Annotated in this window: 16 protein-coding genes, 1 tRNA gene and 2 rRNA genes; 12 read left to right on the forward strand and 7 right to left on the reverse strand. The window is 44.8% G+C overall.

Annotated elements, in window-relative coordinates:
* Positions 1-7 precede the first annotated feature (7 nt).
* The 4 genes from L1D44_RS10695 to L1D44_RS10710 form a co-directional block, all read right to left on the reverse strand.
* Complete coding sequence (locus L1D44_RS10695) at positions 8-679, reverse strand: Crp/Fnr family transcriptional regulator (RefSeq protein WP_239890503.1); 672 nt, start codon at positions 677-679, stop codon at positions 8-10.
* A gap of 111 nt (positions 680-790) precedes the next feature.
* On the reverse strand, positions 791-1,846 hold the full coding sequence (locus L1D44_RS10700; protein WP_239890505.1) for an MJ1255/VC2487 family glycosyltransferase: 1,056 nt from the start codon (positions 1,844-1,846) through the stop codon (positions 791-793).
* A gap of 9 nt (positions 1,847-1,855) precedes the next feature.
* Complete coding sequence (locus L1D44_RS10705; RefSeq protein ID WP_239890507.1) at positions 1,856-2,365, reverse strand: phosphatase PAP2 family protein; 510 nt, start codon at positions 2,363-2,365, stop codon at positions 1,856-1,858.
* Between the two features lie 194 nt (positions 2,366-2,559).
* Entirely contained in the window at positions 2,560-2,811 is a 252-nt protein-coding gene (locus L1D44_RS10710) for a uroporphyrinogen decarboxylase (RefSeq protein ID WP_239890509.1), read from the reverse strand.
* 339 nt (positions 2,812-3,150) lie between these two features.
* On the opposite strand from L1D44_RS10710, the gene rraA reads away from it, so the two are divergent.
* The 12 genes from rraA to hemB all read left to right on the forward strand — a co-directional run bounded on the left by rraA (position 3,151) and on the right by hemB (position 13,924).
* A complete protein-coding gene (gene rraA / locus L1D44_RS10715) occupies positions 3,151-3,636 on the forward strand; it encodes a ribonuclease E activity regulator RraA (RefSeq protein WP_239890511.1) in 486 nt (161 codons plus the stop codon).
* Positions 3,637-3,775: 139 nt separating this feature from the next.
* Complete coding sequence (locus L1D44_RS10720; RefSeq protein WP_239890513.1) at positions 3,776-4,810, forward strand: formimidoylglutamase; 1,035 nt, start codon at positions 3,776-3,778, stop codon at positions 4,808-4,810.
* A gap of 203 nt (positions 4,811-5,013) precedes the next feature.
* Positions 5,014-5,769, forward strand: a complete 756-nt coding sequence (gene ubiE / locus L1D44_RS10725; RefSeq protein WP_220767013.1) for a bifunctional demethylmenaquinone methyltransferase/2-methoxy-6-polyprenyl-1,4-benzoquinol methylase UbiE — start codon at positions 5,014-5,016, stop codon at positions 5,767-5,769.
* A gap of 11 nt (positions 5,770-5,780) precedes the next feature.
* Positions 5,781-6,404: an SCP2 sterol-binding domain-containing protein gene (locus tag L1D44_RS10730; RefSeq protein WP_239890514.1), complete on the forward strand. Its 624-nt coding sequence runs from the start codon at positions 5,781-5,783 to the stop codon at positions 6,402-6,404.
* On the forward strand, positions 6,401-8,050 hold the full coding sequence (ubiB, locus tag L1D44_RS10735; RefSeq protein WP_239890516.1) for a ubiquinone biosynthesis regulatory protein kinase UbiB: 1,650 nt from the start codon (positions 6,401-6,403) through the stop codon (positions 8,048-8,050). The genes L1D44_RS10730 and ubiB overlap by 4 nt, the downstream gene beginning before the upstream one ends.
* 60 nt (positions 8,051-8,110) lie before the next feature.
* On the forward strand, positions 8,111-8,380 hold the full coding sequence (gene tatA, locus L1D44_RS10740) for a Sec-independent protein translocase subunit TatA (protein WP_239890518.1): 270 nt from the start codon (positions 8,111-8,113) through the stop codon (positions 8,378-8,380).
* Positions 8,381-8,386: 6 nt separating this feature from the next.
* Positions 8,387-8,782, forward strand: coding sequence for a Sec-independent protein translocase protein TatB (tatB, locus tag L1D44_RS10745; protein WP_220767009.1), 396 nt, complete (start codon positions 8,387-8,389; stop codon positions 8,780-8,782).
* A 3-nt stretch (positions 8,783-8,785) separates the two neighbouring features.
* Positions 8,786-9,541: a twin-arginine translocase subunit TatC gene (tatC, locus tag L1D44_RS10750; RefSeq protein WP_239890519.1), complete on the forward strand. Its 756-nt coding sequence runs from the start codon at positions 8,786-8,788 to the stop codon at positions 9,539-9,541.
* Positions 9,542-9,717: 176 nt separating this feature from the next.
* Complete coding sequence (locus L1D44_RS10755) at positions 9,718-10,224, forward strand: type VI secretion protein (protein ID WP_239890520.1); 507 nt, start codon at positions 9,718-9,720, stop codon at positions 10,222-10,224.
* Positions 10,224-11,018, forward strand: a complete 795-nt coding sequence (locus tag L1D44_RS10760; protein ID WP_239890522.1) for a TatD family hydrolase — start codon at positions 10,224-10,226, stop codon at positions 11,016-11,018. Before L1D44_RS10755 ends, L1D44_RS10760 begins: the two co-directional genes overlap by 1 nt.
* Entirely contained in the window at positions 11,018-12,889 is a 1,872-nt protein-coding gene (locus L1D44_RS10765; protein WP_239890524.1) for a diguanylate cyclase, read from the forward strand. Before L1D44_RS10760 ends, L1D44_RS10765 begins: the two co-directional genes overlap by 1 nt.
* Positions 12,890-12,913: 24 nt before the next feature.
* Complete coding sequence (gene hemB / locus L1D44_RS10770) at positions 12,914-13,924, forward strand: porphobilinogen synthase (protein WP_028766639.1); 1,011 nt, start codon at positions 12,914-12,916, stop codon at positions 13,922-13,924.
* 848 nt (positions 13,925-14,772) lie between these two features.
* On the opposite strand, the gene rrf (L1D44_RS10775) is transcribed toward hemB, so the two are convergent.
* From rrf (L1D44_RS10775) to rrf (L1D44_RS10785), 3 genes are all read right to left on the reverse strand, one after another.
* Positions 14,773-14,888: ribosomal RNA gene (gene rrf / locus L1D44_RS10775) — 5S ribosomal RNA — on the reverse strand.
* 17 nt (positions 14,889-14,905) lie between these two features.
* Positions 14,906-14,981, reverse strand: a tRNA-Thr gene (locus tag L1D44_RS10780).
* Positions 14,982-15,052: 71 nt separating this feature from the next.
* Positions 15,053-15,168 (reverse strand): 5S ribosomal RNA (gene rrf / locus L1D44_RS10785).
* Positions 15,169-15,299 lie beyond the last annotated feature (131 nt).

Genomic DNA, 15,299 nt, shown 5'->3' on the forward strand with positions numbered 1-15,299 from the left:
GTTGGAGCTATTCGATAAAGGCTTTTAATCCCTCAATATCACAAATAACCAGCCCCTCTCTTTCTCGCTTAATCAGATTAAGGTCTTCGAGTTTTTTTACCGCGCGGCGATAAACCCTATCGGTCGTCGCGAAACGCTCAGCCTCCAAATAGCACTTAGTGAAGCCTTCTACTGGCTGGTCATTTAAATACTGATGATAAAGATCGTAGGCAATGTTATATGCGATGGGATACAACATTCGACGGGTAAATATATCTACCGTATCTTGGTAGTCTATCGCTATGGCACTAGCAAAAAACAGCGCAAACTTCGGCGTCTTAACCAATGCTTGCTGCAATTTTTCGCCATTGATAATGGAGATATCCAACGGCTCTTCGGCAATGATATCGAGCTGGCACAAATAATCGGTAAAGAACTCCATCTCACCAAATAATTGTGAGTCACAGGTCATTGTTCCCAATTGAAAGCTGCGACCATTTCTCGCCGTATATCCCATGGAAATACGACCATGATGCACTAAAATCAGCGCATTCACCTGCTGCCCTTGCCGCATCAACTTATGCTGCGCCGAGACAGTCTTGGTCTCGGTGATGCACTCTCGCATGATCTGCTCAATAGCATCATGCTCTTGCTGCCATAATGAGTGAAAGCGTCCTTTTGCGAGTGGTTTTAACTGCATACTGGTATTGAATTAACTAAAATCGATATAGATAAATTAATTATACGCCTTTAGTCAGCTTAATTCTAAAGAGCGAGTGAGGCTCGGCTTTCCATTTACCCTTTCCCTCTTCTAAGGGCTTTTTTTCTGCCAACTCGCCGGTAAGCGCACCTCTTGCCAAAGAGATTGGCATAAGCCCTCTGGCCGACTCCAATCCCCTTGAAGTAACCAAGACACCAATGCATCTCCCACCTCTGGATAATGAATAGCCTCGGGCATAGGCGCTTTTAACCAGCGTCGTAATGCTTGGGGATCTAAACTCATTCTCATGCACTCGGCGGCTCCAAGCAATTCTAGTGCAGCCACATTTGATAGCTGCTCAAACTGTCCAAGTAAGGGTTTAATGAGCAATTTTTTACCCAATGTTAGCGCCTCACTAGATAACTCGAACCCCGCATTACCAATGACTCCACCACAGCTCGCCATCTCCCTCTTAAACCCCACTCTATCGAATCCATGCCAGCGAATATGTTCAGGTAGCACTGCGGAAGGTTTACATGCGTGATAAACCAAGAAGGTGTAATTAGCGAAGGGGGCTAAAAACTCAACAATTTCATCTGCCGACTCAAATGGGAGATAAACTAGGATCTGATGGGGTATTTGTTGTTCAACTTTATCGACCTCAACAAAAGGCGGTAAAATCGGAAAGCCAAAGTGATGCCAATGACAGCCAAGCGTAATATCCACGGGGGCAAAATAGCTTAACATGAAGTCACTCAACCAGTTATCACCGACCTTAGGCACGGCATATTTCAATGCGGCTTGATGACTGATACCGATGGATGGAAGCCCTTGGTTTTTAGCAGCCCAAGCCGATACCGGTTCAAAATCATTTAACAACAGATCGTAGCCGCTTAAATCTAAGCGCTTAACATCCTTGATGAAGCCTAACCAAGCATTATCTTTTGCAGTTTTTGCCACACTTACGCGACCGTTTTCAGTGGCAAAAGTTAACCCAGATTGCACCCGATATTGACCAAAACACTGCATATCAAAAAACTGCTCAGGTGAACGGCCAGAAAAGAAAAAATCAACATCGACGCCCTGACGTTGTAGTGCTTTAGCCATCACTCTTGCGCGACTGAGATGGCCATTTCCCGTACCTTGAACCCCATAAAGAATTCGCAAGCTGACCTCCTAAATAATTTGCTGACCGACAATAACCGCTGTCACTCCAAGTACAGCACCTGCGAAAATATCCATTGGGTAATGCACACCTAACACCACCCGAGAAATACCGATAGCAAATGCCCAAGTGACGGCAACATAAATTAGTGCTGGGTAGATGAGATAGATACTGGTCGCCATCACAAAGGCAGCGGCTGTATGACCAGAAGGTAGACTGAATTTATCCGCAGGCTCAAAACTCGCCACGCCATCGGCTAACGCATGACAGGGACGTGGACGGCGAATAATATTCTTTAGTAACAGGTAGAGAGGCAGCTCAACAATGAACCCTGCAAGCATGGAATAAAGCAGCGATTCGCCTTTGTCATCAAATATTAAAAACAGCACTGCAAGATACAGATATAGCGAACCATTACCCGAAGCTGACACAGAAAGAGCCAACTTCTCGAGGCCATGTTCTCGCCCCTTGCGCACAACTAAGCGATATAAGTTCTGATCAAACGAATTTATCGAAGCCATCGCAACCTCCCAGTTACTATGACTGTAAGGCTATGGAAGCTCCATGACACACAAGTGACAACTTATCTAAAGTTTTATGACATCAGAGTGATGATGCGTCAGAAATTCTCGAAGTGTAAAAATAGCTCAGCTGGGATGACGAGGAGGTGTATCCAGCCTGAATGATGGAAGATCAGGCTGGAGTTCCACAGATATTATTCTGAGGCGAATTGTGGGTTGTTGCGGTTACGATATAGCTTAAGCAAATGATAGACGTTGATGCAGGCAACAAACGCATTCATCCCGGCAACAGGCCAAGCTTCAATAGATGCACCATAAATGACAAACAATGCACAACCGGTAAAGTTTAGACATCTTAGCCAGATAATGTCTTTCATCATAAGCGAAATCGCAACCATCACTGATGCAGAATAACCGATGATTTCAATAGTATTAACAGCTTCCATAAGGCACCTTCTATTAGGCCCTATGCCTTCCCTATGCTAATCGGGGGATCCGTGCCCCTAAAGCGGCTCAAAATTTGAGTTTAAGTTAAATTATCTGATGACATGCTAACAAAAAAGATGACCAACTGTAATAAAAAAACGTCATATAATGACCTGAATCATATTTTGGATGTTTTTTTAACCAGCAAGAAGAAATATTACCACAATCAATGCAACCGCCGTCTTTATAGACAATTGCGTGATTGATAACACTTTTCTTTTTAAGAATCCCTTATATACTGAGTGCAACTACTTGTTTGCTCGGACTTCTGAGCATCTCTATCTATCAGGAGTGTTCTTATGGAATACAACACCTCAGAACTTTGTGACACTTATATCGATGTCGTTGATGTTGTCGAACCCATGTTCAGCAATTATGGTGGTTGTAACTCTTTCGGTGGTTCTATAAGCACCGTCAAGTGCTTTGAAGACAATGGTCTTATCATTGATGCACTTCAAGAAGATGGAGAGGGGAAAGTACTACTCGTCGATGGCGGTGGCTCACTGCGCCGTGCACTACTTGACTCTACCATTGCAGAAGCTGCTGTTGCGAATAACTGGGAAGGCATCATCATTTACGGTTCAGTACGCGATGTCGATGCATTAGAAGATCTAGATATCGGTATCCAAGCATTAGCCTCGATTCCAGTCGGCGCCGATAGTAATGCCATTGGTGAACTAGAGATCCCTGTAAACTTTGGTGGTGTAACTTTCTTACCAGGCGATCACGTCTATGCTGATAACACAGGCATCATTTTGTCACCAGAGCCGCTAGACATTGACTAGCAGCCCTTGCCAGAACAACTGAATAAGAGCCAGTCCTAAGTGACTGGCTTTTTTATATCCTAAACAAGCTGGGCTTGCAGCCAAAATTTAAGCGCTTAAACTAGAGGCTAAATGATAAGCTCACAATAAGAATAACAAGATGCAGTATTTAAGCCTCTTCAACACCGCTAAGCTATCAAGCCTAGTCAATACCCGAGAGGGCGAGGTCAAGCTTGGACAAGTCGTTCAGCTAGCAGACGCGTCGCTGAACCTAAGCGCGAATTTAGCTCACGCAAAAGCCAATGGTGCTCGCTTTGTGATCATAGGGATAGGCGAAGATATAGGTCCTCGCGCTAACTTAGGCCGTGGCGGCGCCGATGACGCTTTCGATAGCGCGATGGCACAGTTTCTCAACTTGCAATCGAACCGTTTCTTAAGCGGCGAGCAATGCCTAGTGCTGGGACAAGTCGATACCCAAGACCTGCAGCTTCCCGCTAATGCGAGCCCAGAGTCATTAAGAAACAAGGTCGAGCAATTAGATCTGCGAGTGATAGAACTACTCACCGCAGTATTTAGTGCAGGGCTTGAGCCTATCGTCATCGGTGGTGGCCACAATAACGCTTACGGTTTACTGATGGCTGCAAAAGCTGGGCTTAAGCGCCCCATTGCCGCAGTCAACCTCGACCCTCACTCCGATTTTAGACCGAAGGAAGGTCGCCATAGTGGTAACGGTTTTAGTTATGCCGCCGCCTCTGGTGCACTAGGCTACTATCATGTTCTGGGTTTACACGAACTTAAAAATAGCGAAGCGACATTAGAACAGCTAAAAGTGTTCGGCGGCCACTGGCATAGCTTGCAGCAAATTTGGGTTCGACGAGAGCTCAGTGTCGAGACTGCAGTAAAAAACATCTCCGATGCTTTAAACAATACCCAACTCCCCGTCGCTATAGAGCTCGATCTCGACGCCATAACCAATATGCCAAGCAGCGCCTCTACAGCGGCTGGAGTCCCCCTACTCGATGCCCTGTTCTATGTTAGCTATGTCGCTAAACATTGCCCAACTGCGTACCTGCATCTAGCTGAAGCCGCGCCTAGCTGCCATGTTGCTGGCGCTGCGGCGGGGTACCGTGAAACAGGCCAAAGCATCAGTGAATTGATCTACGCCTACATCAGCGGACGTATTAATGCACTGTAGCTAGTAATAATTATTCAACATTGATAGATATTGTGGTGTAATGCGCTGTCAATTTTTCGATAGACTGCGCTAACGCGCATTTTCTTATTATTGGTCAGCCGATAGCTAACATGCGTCACAGAGTGATAGATGAAAGATTCAGCAATTCACTTTGATGACTTACAATCGCAACAATTTCATTGTTAACGTATAGGAACAGATAGATGTCAGAGGACACTTCAAACAGCACTCACTTCGGTTATAAAACAGTAGAAGCCGAAAAGAAAGCCGACTTGGTTGCTGGCGTATTCCATTCTGTCGCGGCAAAGTACGACATCATGAATGACGTTATGTCTTTCGGTATCCACCGCATGTGGAAGCGCTTCACTATCGAAAGTGCAGGCGCACGTCCAGGCATGAAAGTATTGGATCTCGCTGGCGGTACTGGTGATTTAACGGCTAAGTTTTCTCGTATCGTTGGTGAAACAGGCCAAGTAACCCTAGCCGACATTAATGACTCGATGCTTAAGGTCGGTCGTGAAAAACTACGTGACAAGGGCATTGTTGGTAACGTCAATTACGTTCAAGCTAACGCTGAAGCATTGCCGTTTCCTGACAACCACTTTGATATCATCACCATCGCTTTTGGTCTACGAAATGTGACCGATAAAGATGCTGCAATCGCCTCTATGCTACGAGTGCTAAAGCCAGGTGGAAAGTTACTTGTACTTGAGTTCTCAAAGCCGCAGCACGAAATCATGCGCAAGGTTTATGACATTTATAGCTTCAAAGTGCTACCAAAGATGGGTTCTCTAATCACTCAAGATGCAGACAGCTACGAGTATCTAGCTGAGTCAATCCGCATGCATCCAGATCAAGAGACTCTAAAGCAGATGATGGAAAATGCCGGCTTTGAGCAGGTCAACTACACCAATATGACTGACGGTATTGTTGCCTTACATAAGGGCTATAAATTCTGATAGGACTCACTATGTCTCGTGACTTGTCATTATTGGCCTGCGCCGCGATAGAGATCAGCCTAAACAAGCTGATCTCTCAAACTCCTGAAGAATACGCTAACTTACGTAGCATTCATGGCAAAGTGCTATGTATCCAGCTATCACAGCTTAACTGGCCGCTGTACTTTCTATTTTCAAAAGAGATCCTCGTACTCTCTCGCTACGAAGGCGAAGTCACCACCAAAGTGAATGCCGATGCCACCACCCTCTACCAACTGACAGAGGGCGCAAATCTCACTGAACTTATCAAACAAGATAAACTCAGTCTCGAGGGGGATTTAAACCTGTTACAGACATTCAGCCACTATATGCAACAGGTTGAAGTCGACTTTGCAGAGCCCCTTTCACACTATATTGGTGATGCACCCACGCATTTTATTCATCAAGGCTTTAAACAAGCCAAGCAGGATGTGAAGAGTGTACTGTGCAAGACTCGCTCACATCTAGGTCAACTTGCGACCGAGGAGTATCGACTCGCTCCTCACAAGCTCGAATTTATTCATTTAAGTGATAGAATCGAAGACCTCAGCGCCGATGTGGAGGCGACTGCGATACGGATAGACCAGCTTATCAATAGGGTAAAAACCAAACCATGACAGTAAAAAGTATCAGGCGCGCTTATCACGTAATCCGTATTGCATTGCACTACGGGCTAGATGATTTAATTCCCTCTAAGTTAACGCCTTGGTACTTCAAACTACTAAGGTATTGCTTCTTCTGGCTGCGAAATCAACATAAAGACAAAGTCGGTGGCGAGCGCCTAAAGCTTGCGATGCAAGAGCTTGGTCCGGTTTACATCAAGTTTGGCCAGATGCTATCAACCCGCAGAGATCTGCTGTCAGATGAGTGGGCCGAAGAGTTGGCGATGCTGCAAGATCGGGTGCCTCCATTTGATTCTGCGATTGCTAGAGCTTCGATTGAAGCCGAGCTTGGCGCCCCCATCGAAACTTACTTCGATGACTTCGATAACACACCGCTAGCTTCAGCCTCAATCTCCCAGGTCCATACCGCTACGCTGAAATCTAATGGCGCGGCCGTTGTTTTAAAGGTGTTACGACCAGACGTTGAGAATAAAGTGCACGCAGACCTTCTGCTTATGTCTCAAACGGCTGACTTTCTTGAGACTCTGCTCGGTGCCAACAATCGTTTACGCCCAGCAGAGGTTGTCGAAGATTATCGCACCACTATCGAAGGCGAACTAAATTTAAAGCTTGAAGCACTGAATGCCATCAAGTTACGCAATAACTTCATCGATTCTAACGCGCTCTACATCCCCTATATGTACGAAGAGTTATGCTTTACGCGCCTTATCGTAATGGAACGTATCGATGGTATTCCCGTATCGGATAAAGTGGCATTAGAAGCCCAAGGCACTAACTTTAAACTACTCGCTGAACGCGGAGTTGAACTGTTCTTCACTCAAGTTTTCCGCGATAACTTCTTCCATGCAGATATGCACCCTGGCAATGTCTTCGTCAGCAGAGAGCATCCTAACGATCCTTTCTATATCGGTTTGGATTGCGGCATTATGGGAACGCTAACCGAAGAGGATAAGCGCTACTTAGCCGAAAACTTCCTAGCCTTCTTTAATCGTGACTATCGTCGTATCGCACAGCTCTACATCGAATCTGGTTGGGTTAGCCCTGAAACGGATGTTGGCGCTTTTGAGCAAGCGGTAAAGGTAGTTTGTGAGCCAATGTTTAATAAACCACTGGATGAGATCTCATTTGGTCACGTCTTGCTAGAACTATTTAGAACCGCCCGCCGTTTCGATATGGTTGTGCAACCACAATTAGTTTTACTTGAGAAAACATTACTTTATATCGAAGGACTAGGACGTCAGCTCTATCCTCAACTCGATTTATGGCAAACAGCGAAGCCATTCCTTGAACAATGGATGTCAGAGCAAGTGGGCCCAAAAGTAATGGCAAAAAAGGTTAAACAAAAACTGCCATATTGGACCGAACAATTGCCTGAGTTACCCGAACTTATCTATGACAATTTAAAAATGGGCCGCGACCTATCTAAAAATCAAAATAAATTGTTAGATCGATATCTCAAACATCAGCAAAAAGCGCATAAAAGTAACTATCTTTTGATTACATCGGCTGTTTTAGTGATCTGTGGCACTATTTTGTTAAACCAAGGCGCTACACTATGGCCCTCTTATGGCAGTATTGGCATAGGCATCACTCTGTGGGTGCTGGGATGGCGATCAAGACCAAAGAATCGCAAATTTTAGCTAGACCTAAATAACTAAAGGTTCATAATAGAACCAGTATCTAATTAAGAGGATTCATCCATGGGTGGCATTAGTATTTGGCAACTTCTTATCATTGCTTTAATTGTCGTATTATTGTTTGGAACTAAGAAGTTACGTTCACTAGGCGGCGATTTAGGTGGTGCAGTTAAGGGCTTTAAGAACGCCATGTCTTCTGAAGAAGAGAAGAAGGCTCTAGAAGAAAACGCGACTGACAAGCCAGCTGCTGACACTGCAAAAGTGACAGACACTGCAAAAGTTGCAGAGACAGCCGAGAAAAAGGCTGAGTCTAAGGGCAAAGAACAGGCGTAATCGACTATGTTCGACGGTATCGGCTTTATGGAGTTGCTGCTGATTGGGATCTTGGGCCTAGTTGTACTTGGCCCTGAAAGACTCCCAACTGCGGTGCGCTCAATTTCTAGCTGGATCCGCGCCATGAAAAAAATGGCTAACTCGGTAAAAGACGAATTAGAGCAGGAGCTTAAAATTGAGCAACTGCACTCTGATTTGAAAAATGCAGAGAGTCAGGGTTTAAAGAACCTCTCTCCAGAGTTACAGGATTCAATCGATCAATTAAAAGAAGCGGCTCAATCCGTTAATCGTCCTTATCAAGTAGAAGACGTTCCTGCGGCGAAGGATACTCCAGCCAAAGAAACCCCGACTGCAGAGACAAGTTCGACAACGAGTGCTAATTCAGACAAACCTAACGGGTAGTCCATGTCACAACAGCAGCCATTAATCAGCCACCTGCTTGAGTTACGCACTAAGTTGCTGCGAGCAATTGGTAGTGTTCTTTTGGTGTTTATCTGCTTGGTATATTGGGCCAACGATATTTACCATTATATGGCCACACCCTTGATGCAGGCTTTGCCTGAATCAAGCAGTATGATTGCAACCGATGTTGCAGCGCCATTTTTTGCCCCATTTAAATTGACCTTAGTACTGTCGTTTTTCGTAGCAGTGCCTTACGTTCTTTATCAAGTGTGGTCATTTGTCGCGCCAGGTCTATATAAGCATGAGAAGCGCTTGGTTATGCCTCTGCTAGCGAGCAGCACGTTACTGTTCTATCTAGGTATTGCCTTCGCCTATTATATTGTTTTCCCTGTAGTCTTTGGATTCTTTACTAGCGTAGCGCCTGATGGCGTTGAAGTTGCTACTGACATCAGCAGTTATTTGAATTTTATTCTCAAACTGTTCTTTGCATTTGGTTTAGCCTTTGAGATCCCTGTGGCAGTAATTCTGTTATGTTGGGCCGGTGTAACGACACCAGAAGAGCTAAAAGAAAAACGACCCTATATCGTGGTCGGCGCATTTGTCATCGGTATGCTACTGACACCACCAGACATCATCTCTCAAACAATGTTAGCAATTCCGATGCTTATCCTGTTTGAAGGTGGATTATTTGCGGCGCGTTTTTACAGCAAACCAGATGAAGATGAAGATGATATTGAGCAGGAAAAATCTGAGTCTTAGCACACTGACTAAATAAGCGCGTTTCTAAAAGGTATTATCTCGTAATAAAAGACGTAGATAATACCTTTTTTGTTTTCAGCCTCCTCCATTACCTCATCACATTTGTGTTTCAATTATCCGAATAAAATGTAAAATCAGTGTGAGTCTATCTATAGGTTAAAAGGAAGTTATTTTTAATGAAAGCACAGCTATTAATACTCACAACTGCATCTTTAATGCTCTCCAGTAGCGCATATGCATCCATCGAAACGCAGTTAGCTAAGTGCGCCTCTATAGAAGATAAGCTTGAGCGCTTAATTTGTTATGACAACCTCGCGCAGTCTCTTCAACCAAATAGCACGGTTACAAAACCGCTCCCTGCGACCGAAACTGTTACGGTCGCCACATCAAGCACAGCTGTCGTTTCTACGACGGGCAGCTCTCAAGATGAGTTTGGCAAAGTTAAAAAGAGTGAAGATGAGGAGATCAATAAGATCTACTTAAATGTGAGTAAGGTTTCCAAAGATGCCTATGGGGCACTAAAAATCCAGTTTACTAACGGCCAAGTCTGGAAACAAACCGATGGCCGCTCATATAGATTAAAGGCCGACCAAACCGTCTACATTGAGAAAGCGGCACTTGGCTCATTCATGCTCGGCTTAGATGATCGCAACACAACCATTAGAGTAAAGCGCTTAAAGTAATGCCCAAGTATATGGATATAGCTGTCAACTTGATTGGCAGCTCGCTAGAAAAAGATATTCACCGTGTAGTAGAAGATGCGGCTGCACATTCAGTCACTTCTATGGTGGTGATTGGTAGTCATCTAGAAGAGAGTCAGCAAGCAATCGGTCTCTGTGAGCAATTTCCTGAACAGCTCTATAGTACGGCTGGCGTTCACCCTCATCACGCAAGCCAGTGGAAAGCAGATAGTGCAGCTCAGATCCGCAGTTTAGCCCAGTCTTCTTGCGTCCTAGCCATAGGTGAATGTGGTTTGGATTATAATCGAGACTTCTCCCCTCGAAACATGCAACGCAAGGCCTTCGCAGAGCAACTTGCTCTAGCTGTTGAGCTAAAGATGCCGGTACTTATGCACGAACGTGATGCTCATGAGGATTTTTTAGCAATTTTAAAAGAGTACCGCCCACAACTACCCGCGGCCTTATTGCATTGCTTTACAGGGAACAAACAATCACTCGATGCTTACCTAGAGCAAGACATTTATTTAGGGATCACAGGCTGGGTCTGCGATGAACGTAGAGGGCAAGAGCTAGCCTCAATAGTTCCTTATATTCCTGATGAGCGCTTGTTAATAGAGACCGACAGCCCTTACCTCTTACCCAGAAGTATGCGGCCAAAGCCCAAATCCAGTAAAAATGAGCCTAAATACCTCCCTTATATTGCTCAGTGTATTGCCGATCTCAGACAACAGAGTATCGATGACTTTTCAGCTGTAACCTATAAAAATAGCCGAACATTTTTTGGTTTAGAGTATTAATGCAGGCTCAATATCTACTGTTGGTTATAGCTCTATTGTTCTTTTCCAGCCTCACGGCAGCTAAAGAACCGCTATTTATTGACGAGCATACCGCGGATAAAGTTGAACTGACATCTCAGTTATACATTGCTCAGTTCGATGATCTTTCTAACATAACGCAGGTAGCGGCATCGTCACCTTTTCAGTGGCAAGCATACGATCCGAAGGAGATGAGGGGGATTGCCAAAAAAACCTATTGGATAAAGTTTTCATTAACTCAACAAGCGAGAGAGCCAAGAGAAATGAGCTTATCACTCGCTAACCCACACCTCGATTATATTGAATTCTATCACTTTAATGGCTCAACATTGCTCAACCAATTTCAGGCTGGAGATAGCTTTCCTTTCAGCAAAAGACCCATTTTAAGCACCCAATTGCTGTACTCATTTAACAGCAAACAAGGAGATACGCATCACTTCTATTTGCGAATCAAGACATCAGGAACATCCAGTTTACCGATAACCTTGTGGGCTAGCGATGCCTACTACCAAGATGCTGAGCGGCATTCAATCTTATATGGTTTTCAAATTGGTATACTAATGGCGATTGGCATCTTTAGCTTATTGATTGCGGTGACATCACACTCATTCAGCTATAGCTATTATGCTGGCTATGTTCTCTCCATAACCCTTTTTGTGGCCAGCCTACATGGGCTCGCATTTAGGTTTCTCTGGCCTGAGTGGCCACGCATGCAAGAGTTTGCTCTGCCTGCACTGCTGAGCCTTTCAATAATGTTTGCCTTTTTATTCTCTGAAAAGGTCATGCACCTTAAATATCACAATCAAGCCATGCTTAGGTTCTGTCGCGTCAGCGCCGCCATGTCTGTACTACTGCTTTTTATCGGGCTACTACTCGACTACTCCACCGCATTAACGCTCAATATTTATGCGGTCATGTTATCTAGCGTAATGTTAATGTACATGTCTCTAGCACAAGCATTCAAAGGTAATAAATTAGCCAAGCTGTTTGCCATTGGTTGGGCCGGTATGATGCTAGGGGCACTTTTATCTGGTGCTATCTACCTAGGCTTTCTTCACTGGGATCTGCAAGCTAAAACCCCCTTCATGGTAGGGCTGAGCATCGAAGTGATTTTTATGGCAGCCCTACTGGCAATTCGATATAACGATGAACGCCTAGCTAAGTTGCAAATACAACAAGATGCACTGCTTCAGGCTAAGAAAGCCCAAGAGATCAAAGAGGAAGCACTTCGCATTGAAGCTAGGGGTAGCGAAAAGCTAGCGAAAATGGTGCAAGAGAGAACCCTAGAGCTAGAGATTGCGTTAAGGGAACTCAATGAGGCGAACCAAAAGCTCACCGAGCAGACAAGGGTCGACAGTCTAACAGGCGTAAAAAATCGCGCATCATTCGATAAACGTATTCTAGCCGAAGGACGAATTAGTCGCCGACAGCAGACACCCCTTTCAATTTTGATGCTGGATATCGACCGCTTTAAGCTAATCAATGATTCCCACGGACACTTAGCTGGTGACCAAGCATTAAGAGTTATCGCCGACAACTTAAAAGAGATTTTAAAGCGACCAACCGATCTAGTGTCACGTTTTGGGGGGGAGGAGTTTGCTATTATATTACCCAACACTGATAAGATAGGTGCGCAACAAGTAGCTGAGACAATAAGAAAAGTTATCAGCGAACTACCTATTAGTTGGGGCGGAAATAAGATCCCTCTAACGGTTAGTATTGGGGTGAGCAGTGAAATCATCACCTCAGAAGAACACACGACTTTATTATTAGAACAAGCAGATAAAGCACTTTATCAAGCAAAGAATGACGGGCGAAATCGAGTAAAACTATATTGCCCTGATCAAGATTAATATCACCATCGTCTGGAGCTATATGTGAATATTATTACTAGTGCCTACCCACAACGTAGAATGCGCCGTATGCGTAAACATGAATTTAGTCGTCGTCTAATGGCTGAAAATCAGCTAACAGTCAATGACTTGATCTACCCTATGTTCGTCTTAGAAGGTAACAACCGCACAGAACAAGTCGCTTCTATGCCAGGCGTAGAACGTCTTTCAATTGACCTACTACTAAAAGAAGCTGAAGAGCTAGTAGAGCTTGGCATTCCACTGATCGCATTATTCCCAGTGACTCCAGCTGAGAAAAAAACCTTAATGGCTGAAGAAGCCTACAATGCCGACGCATTAGCTCAACGTGCCGTACGCGCATTGAAGGAAGCATTCCCTCAGCTAGGTGTGATGACAGACGTTGCACTAGATCCATTTACTACCCATGGTCAAGACGGCATCATTGATGAAACCGGCTACATCATGAATGACATCACCACAGAGATCTTAGTCAAGCAAGCATTGTCTCACGCTGAAGCGGGTGCCGATATTGTTGCTCCTTCAGATATGATGGATGGCCGCATTGGCGCTATTCGTAAGGCTCTCGAAGAAGCTGGCCACGTCAATACTCAAATCATGGCATATTCGGCTAAATACTCTTCTAACTACTACGGTCCTTTCCGTGACGCAGTAGGTTCAGCAGGCAACCTAAAGGGTGGCAATAAGCACAGCTACCAGATGGACCCAGCTAACAGCGATGAAGCATTACATGAAGTGGCTTTAGATATCCAAGAAGGCGCTGATATGGTTATGGTTAAGCCAGGCATGCCATACCTGGATATCGTGCACCGCGTTAAGACTGAGCTTGCAGTGCCAACCTTTGCATATCAAGTAAGTGGTGAATATGCCATGCATATGGCCGCGATTCAGAACGGTTGGTTAGCAGAAAAGGCTATCGTAATGGAATCATTACTTTGCTTTAAGCGCGCTGGCGCAGATGGCATCCTAACTTACTTCGCGAAACGTGCTGCTCAGTGGTTAAAAGAAGACAAGTAAGCTCTTCTAATTTTAAACCATAAGATCTAATAGGCCAGAGCAACGCTCTGGCCTTTTTATTCCCGCTGGCAAGCCTTTACACCTATCTATAGCAATTAGTGCTTATACGAAGATAGCAGCGCTTCTAGCCATACTCTTCAACGACAACAACCCTCAACCTGCACTCATCATCGAACAAAAGCCCCATTCCCCATGAGTGCCTAGCCTCTTAGATGCTCTCTCAAAGATGTGGTAAGTCTTTTTTAACGATGGATATGGGAGATATTATTGTCATAAACAGATGCCGACAGCTTTTATTGAGGTAGCCAAGAGGCAATTGCGTTAAAGGTTTTACAAACGCCCAAACGCAAATCCTCTCCTACGCCATCCATGGCATTCAAGGATAAGTACTTCCTGTACAAAAAAGCCACCTACTCTTATCACATAAAGAGGGGTGGCTTCTTCATTGTTAAATTTTGAGTGCGTCTGGAAATGACCTACGACCCACATGGATGTGGGAAGTGTCGATTATGCAGGAGCATATAATCGCCCTCGGTTCGCGCAGCGAACACATGGGGGCGAAGAAGCCCTGCTTTGGTGCAACGCATTCAAGGGCTTTGTAGCGCGAGTAACTTATTACGAAGCTGGAGGCAAGCCACACGGAAGTGCCGAATGCCAGAAACGCATGGACGCAGTTTCTGGCCAAGCTCAGCGACGGGGCGACATCGGGGGTCGGCATTTATGCCTGCTTAAGTGGATAAGACACCTTAACGGATAGCTACATTTAGATAAGTTAGCGCTCATTATTTTACAAATGCCCAAACGCAAAAAAGCCACCTTAATAAGGTGGCTTCTTCACTTAATTTAGCGCCTGGAAATGACCTACTCTCACATGGGGAGACCCCACACTACCATCGGCGATACTGTGTTTCACTTCTGAGTTCGGAATGGATTCAGGTGGGACCACAGCTCTATGGTTTCCAGACAAATTCTTTTAAATCATGGTGCTGATACCCAGAATCGAACTGGGGACCTCATCCTTACCAAGGATGCGCTCTACCGACTGAGCCATATCAGCAAATCTCTTTATATTAAATCGACTTACGCTTTGTCTGCGATTTAATAATACTCTGTACGAGTAAAATTAGCGCCTGGAAATGACCTACTCTCACATGGGGAGACCCCACACTACCATCGGCGATACTGTGTTTCACTTCTGAGTTCGGAATGGATTCAGGTGGGACCACAGCTCTATGGTTTCCAGACAAATTTGGTAAATTTGAAAAGCTGGACTCGCGATGCAAGTCTTAAAAATTGGGTTCACACTACATTAAGTGCTTCATTCTAATTTTGTTAGAAACATTAGTCTCTCATACAAAACCCATCAGGGTTGTAT

This window comes from Shewanella sp. Isolate13, from assembly GCF_022398325.1.
In the GTDB taxonomy this organism is placed as follows: domain Bacteria; phylum Pseudomonadota; class Gammaproteobacteria; order Enterobacterales; family Shewanellaceae; genus Shewanella.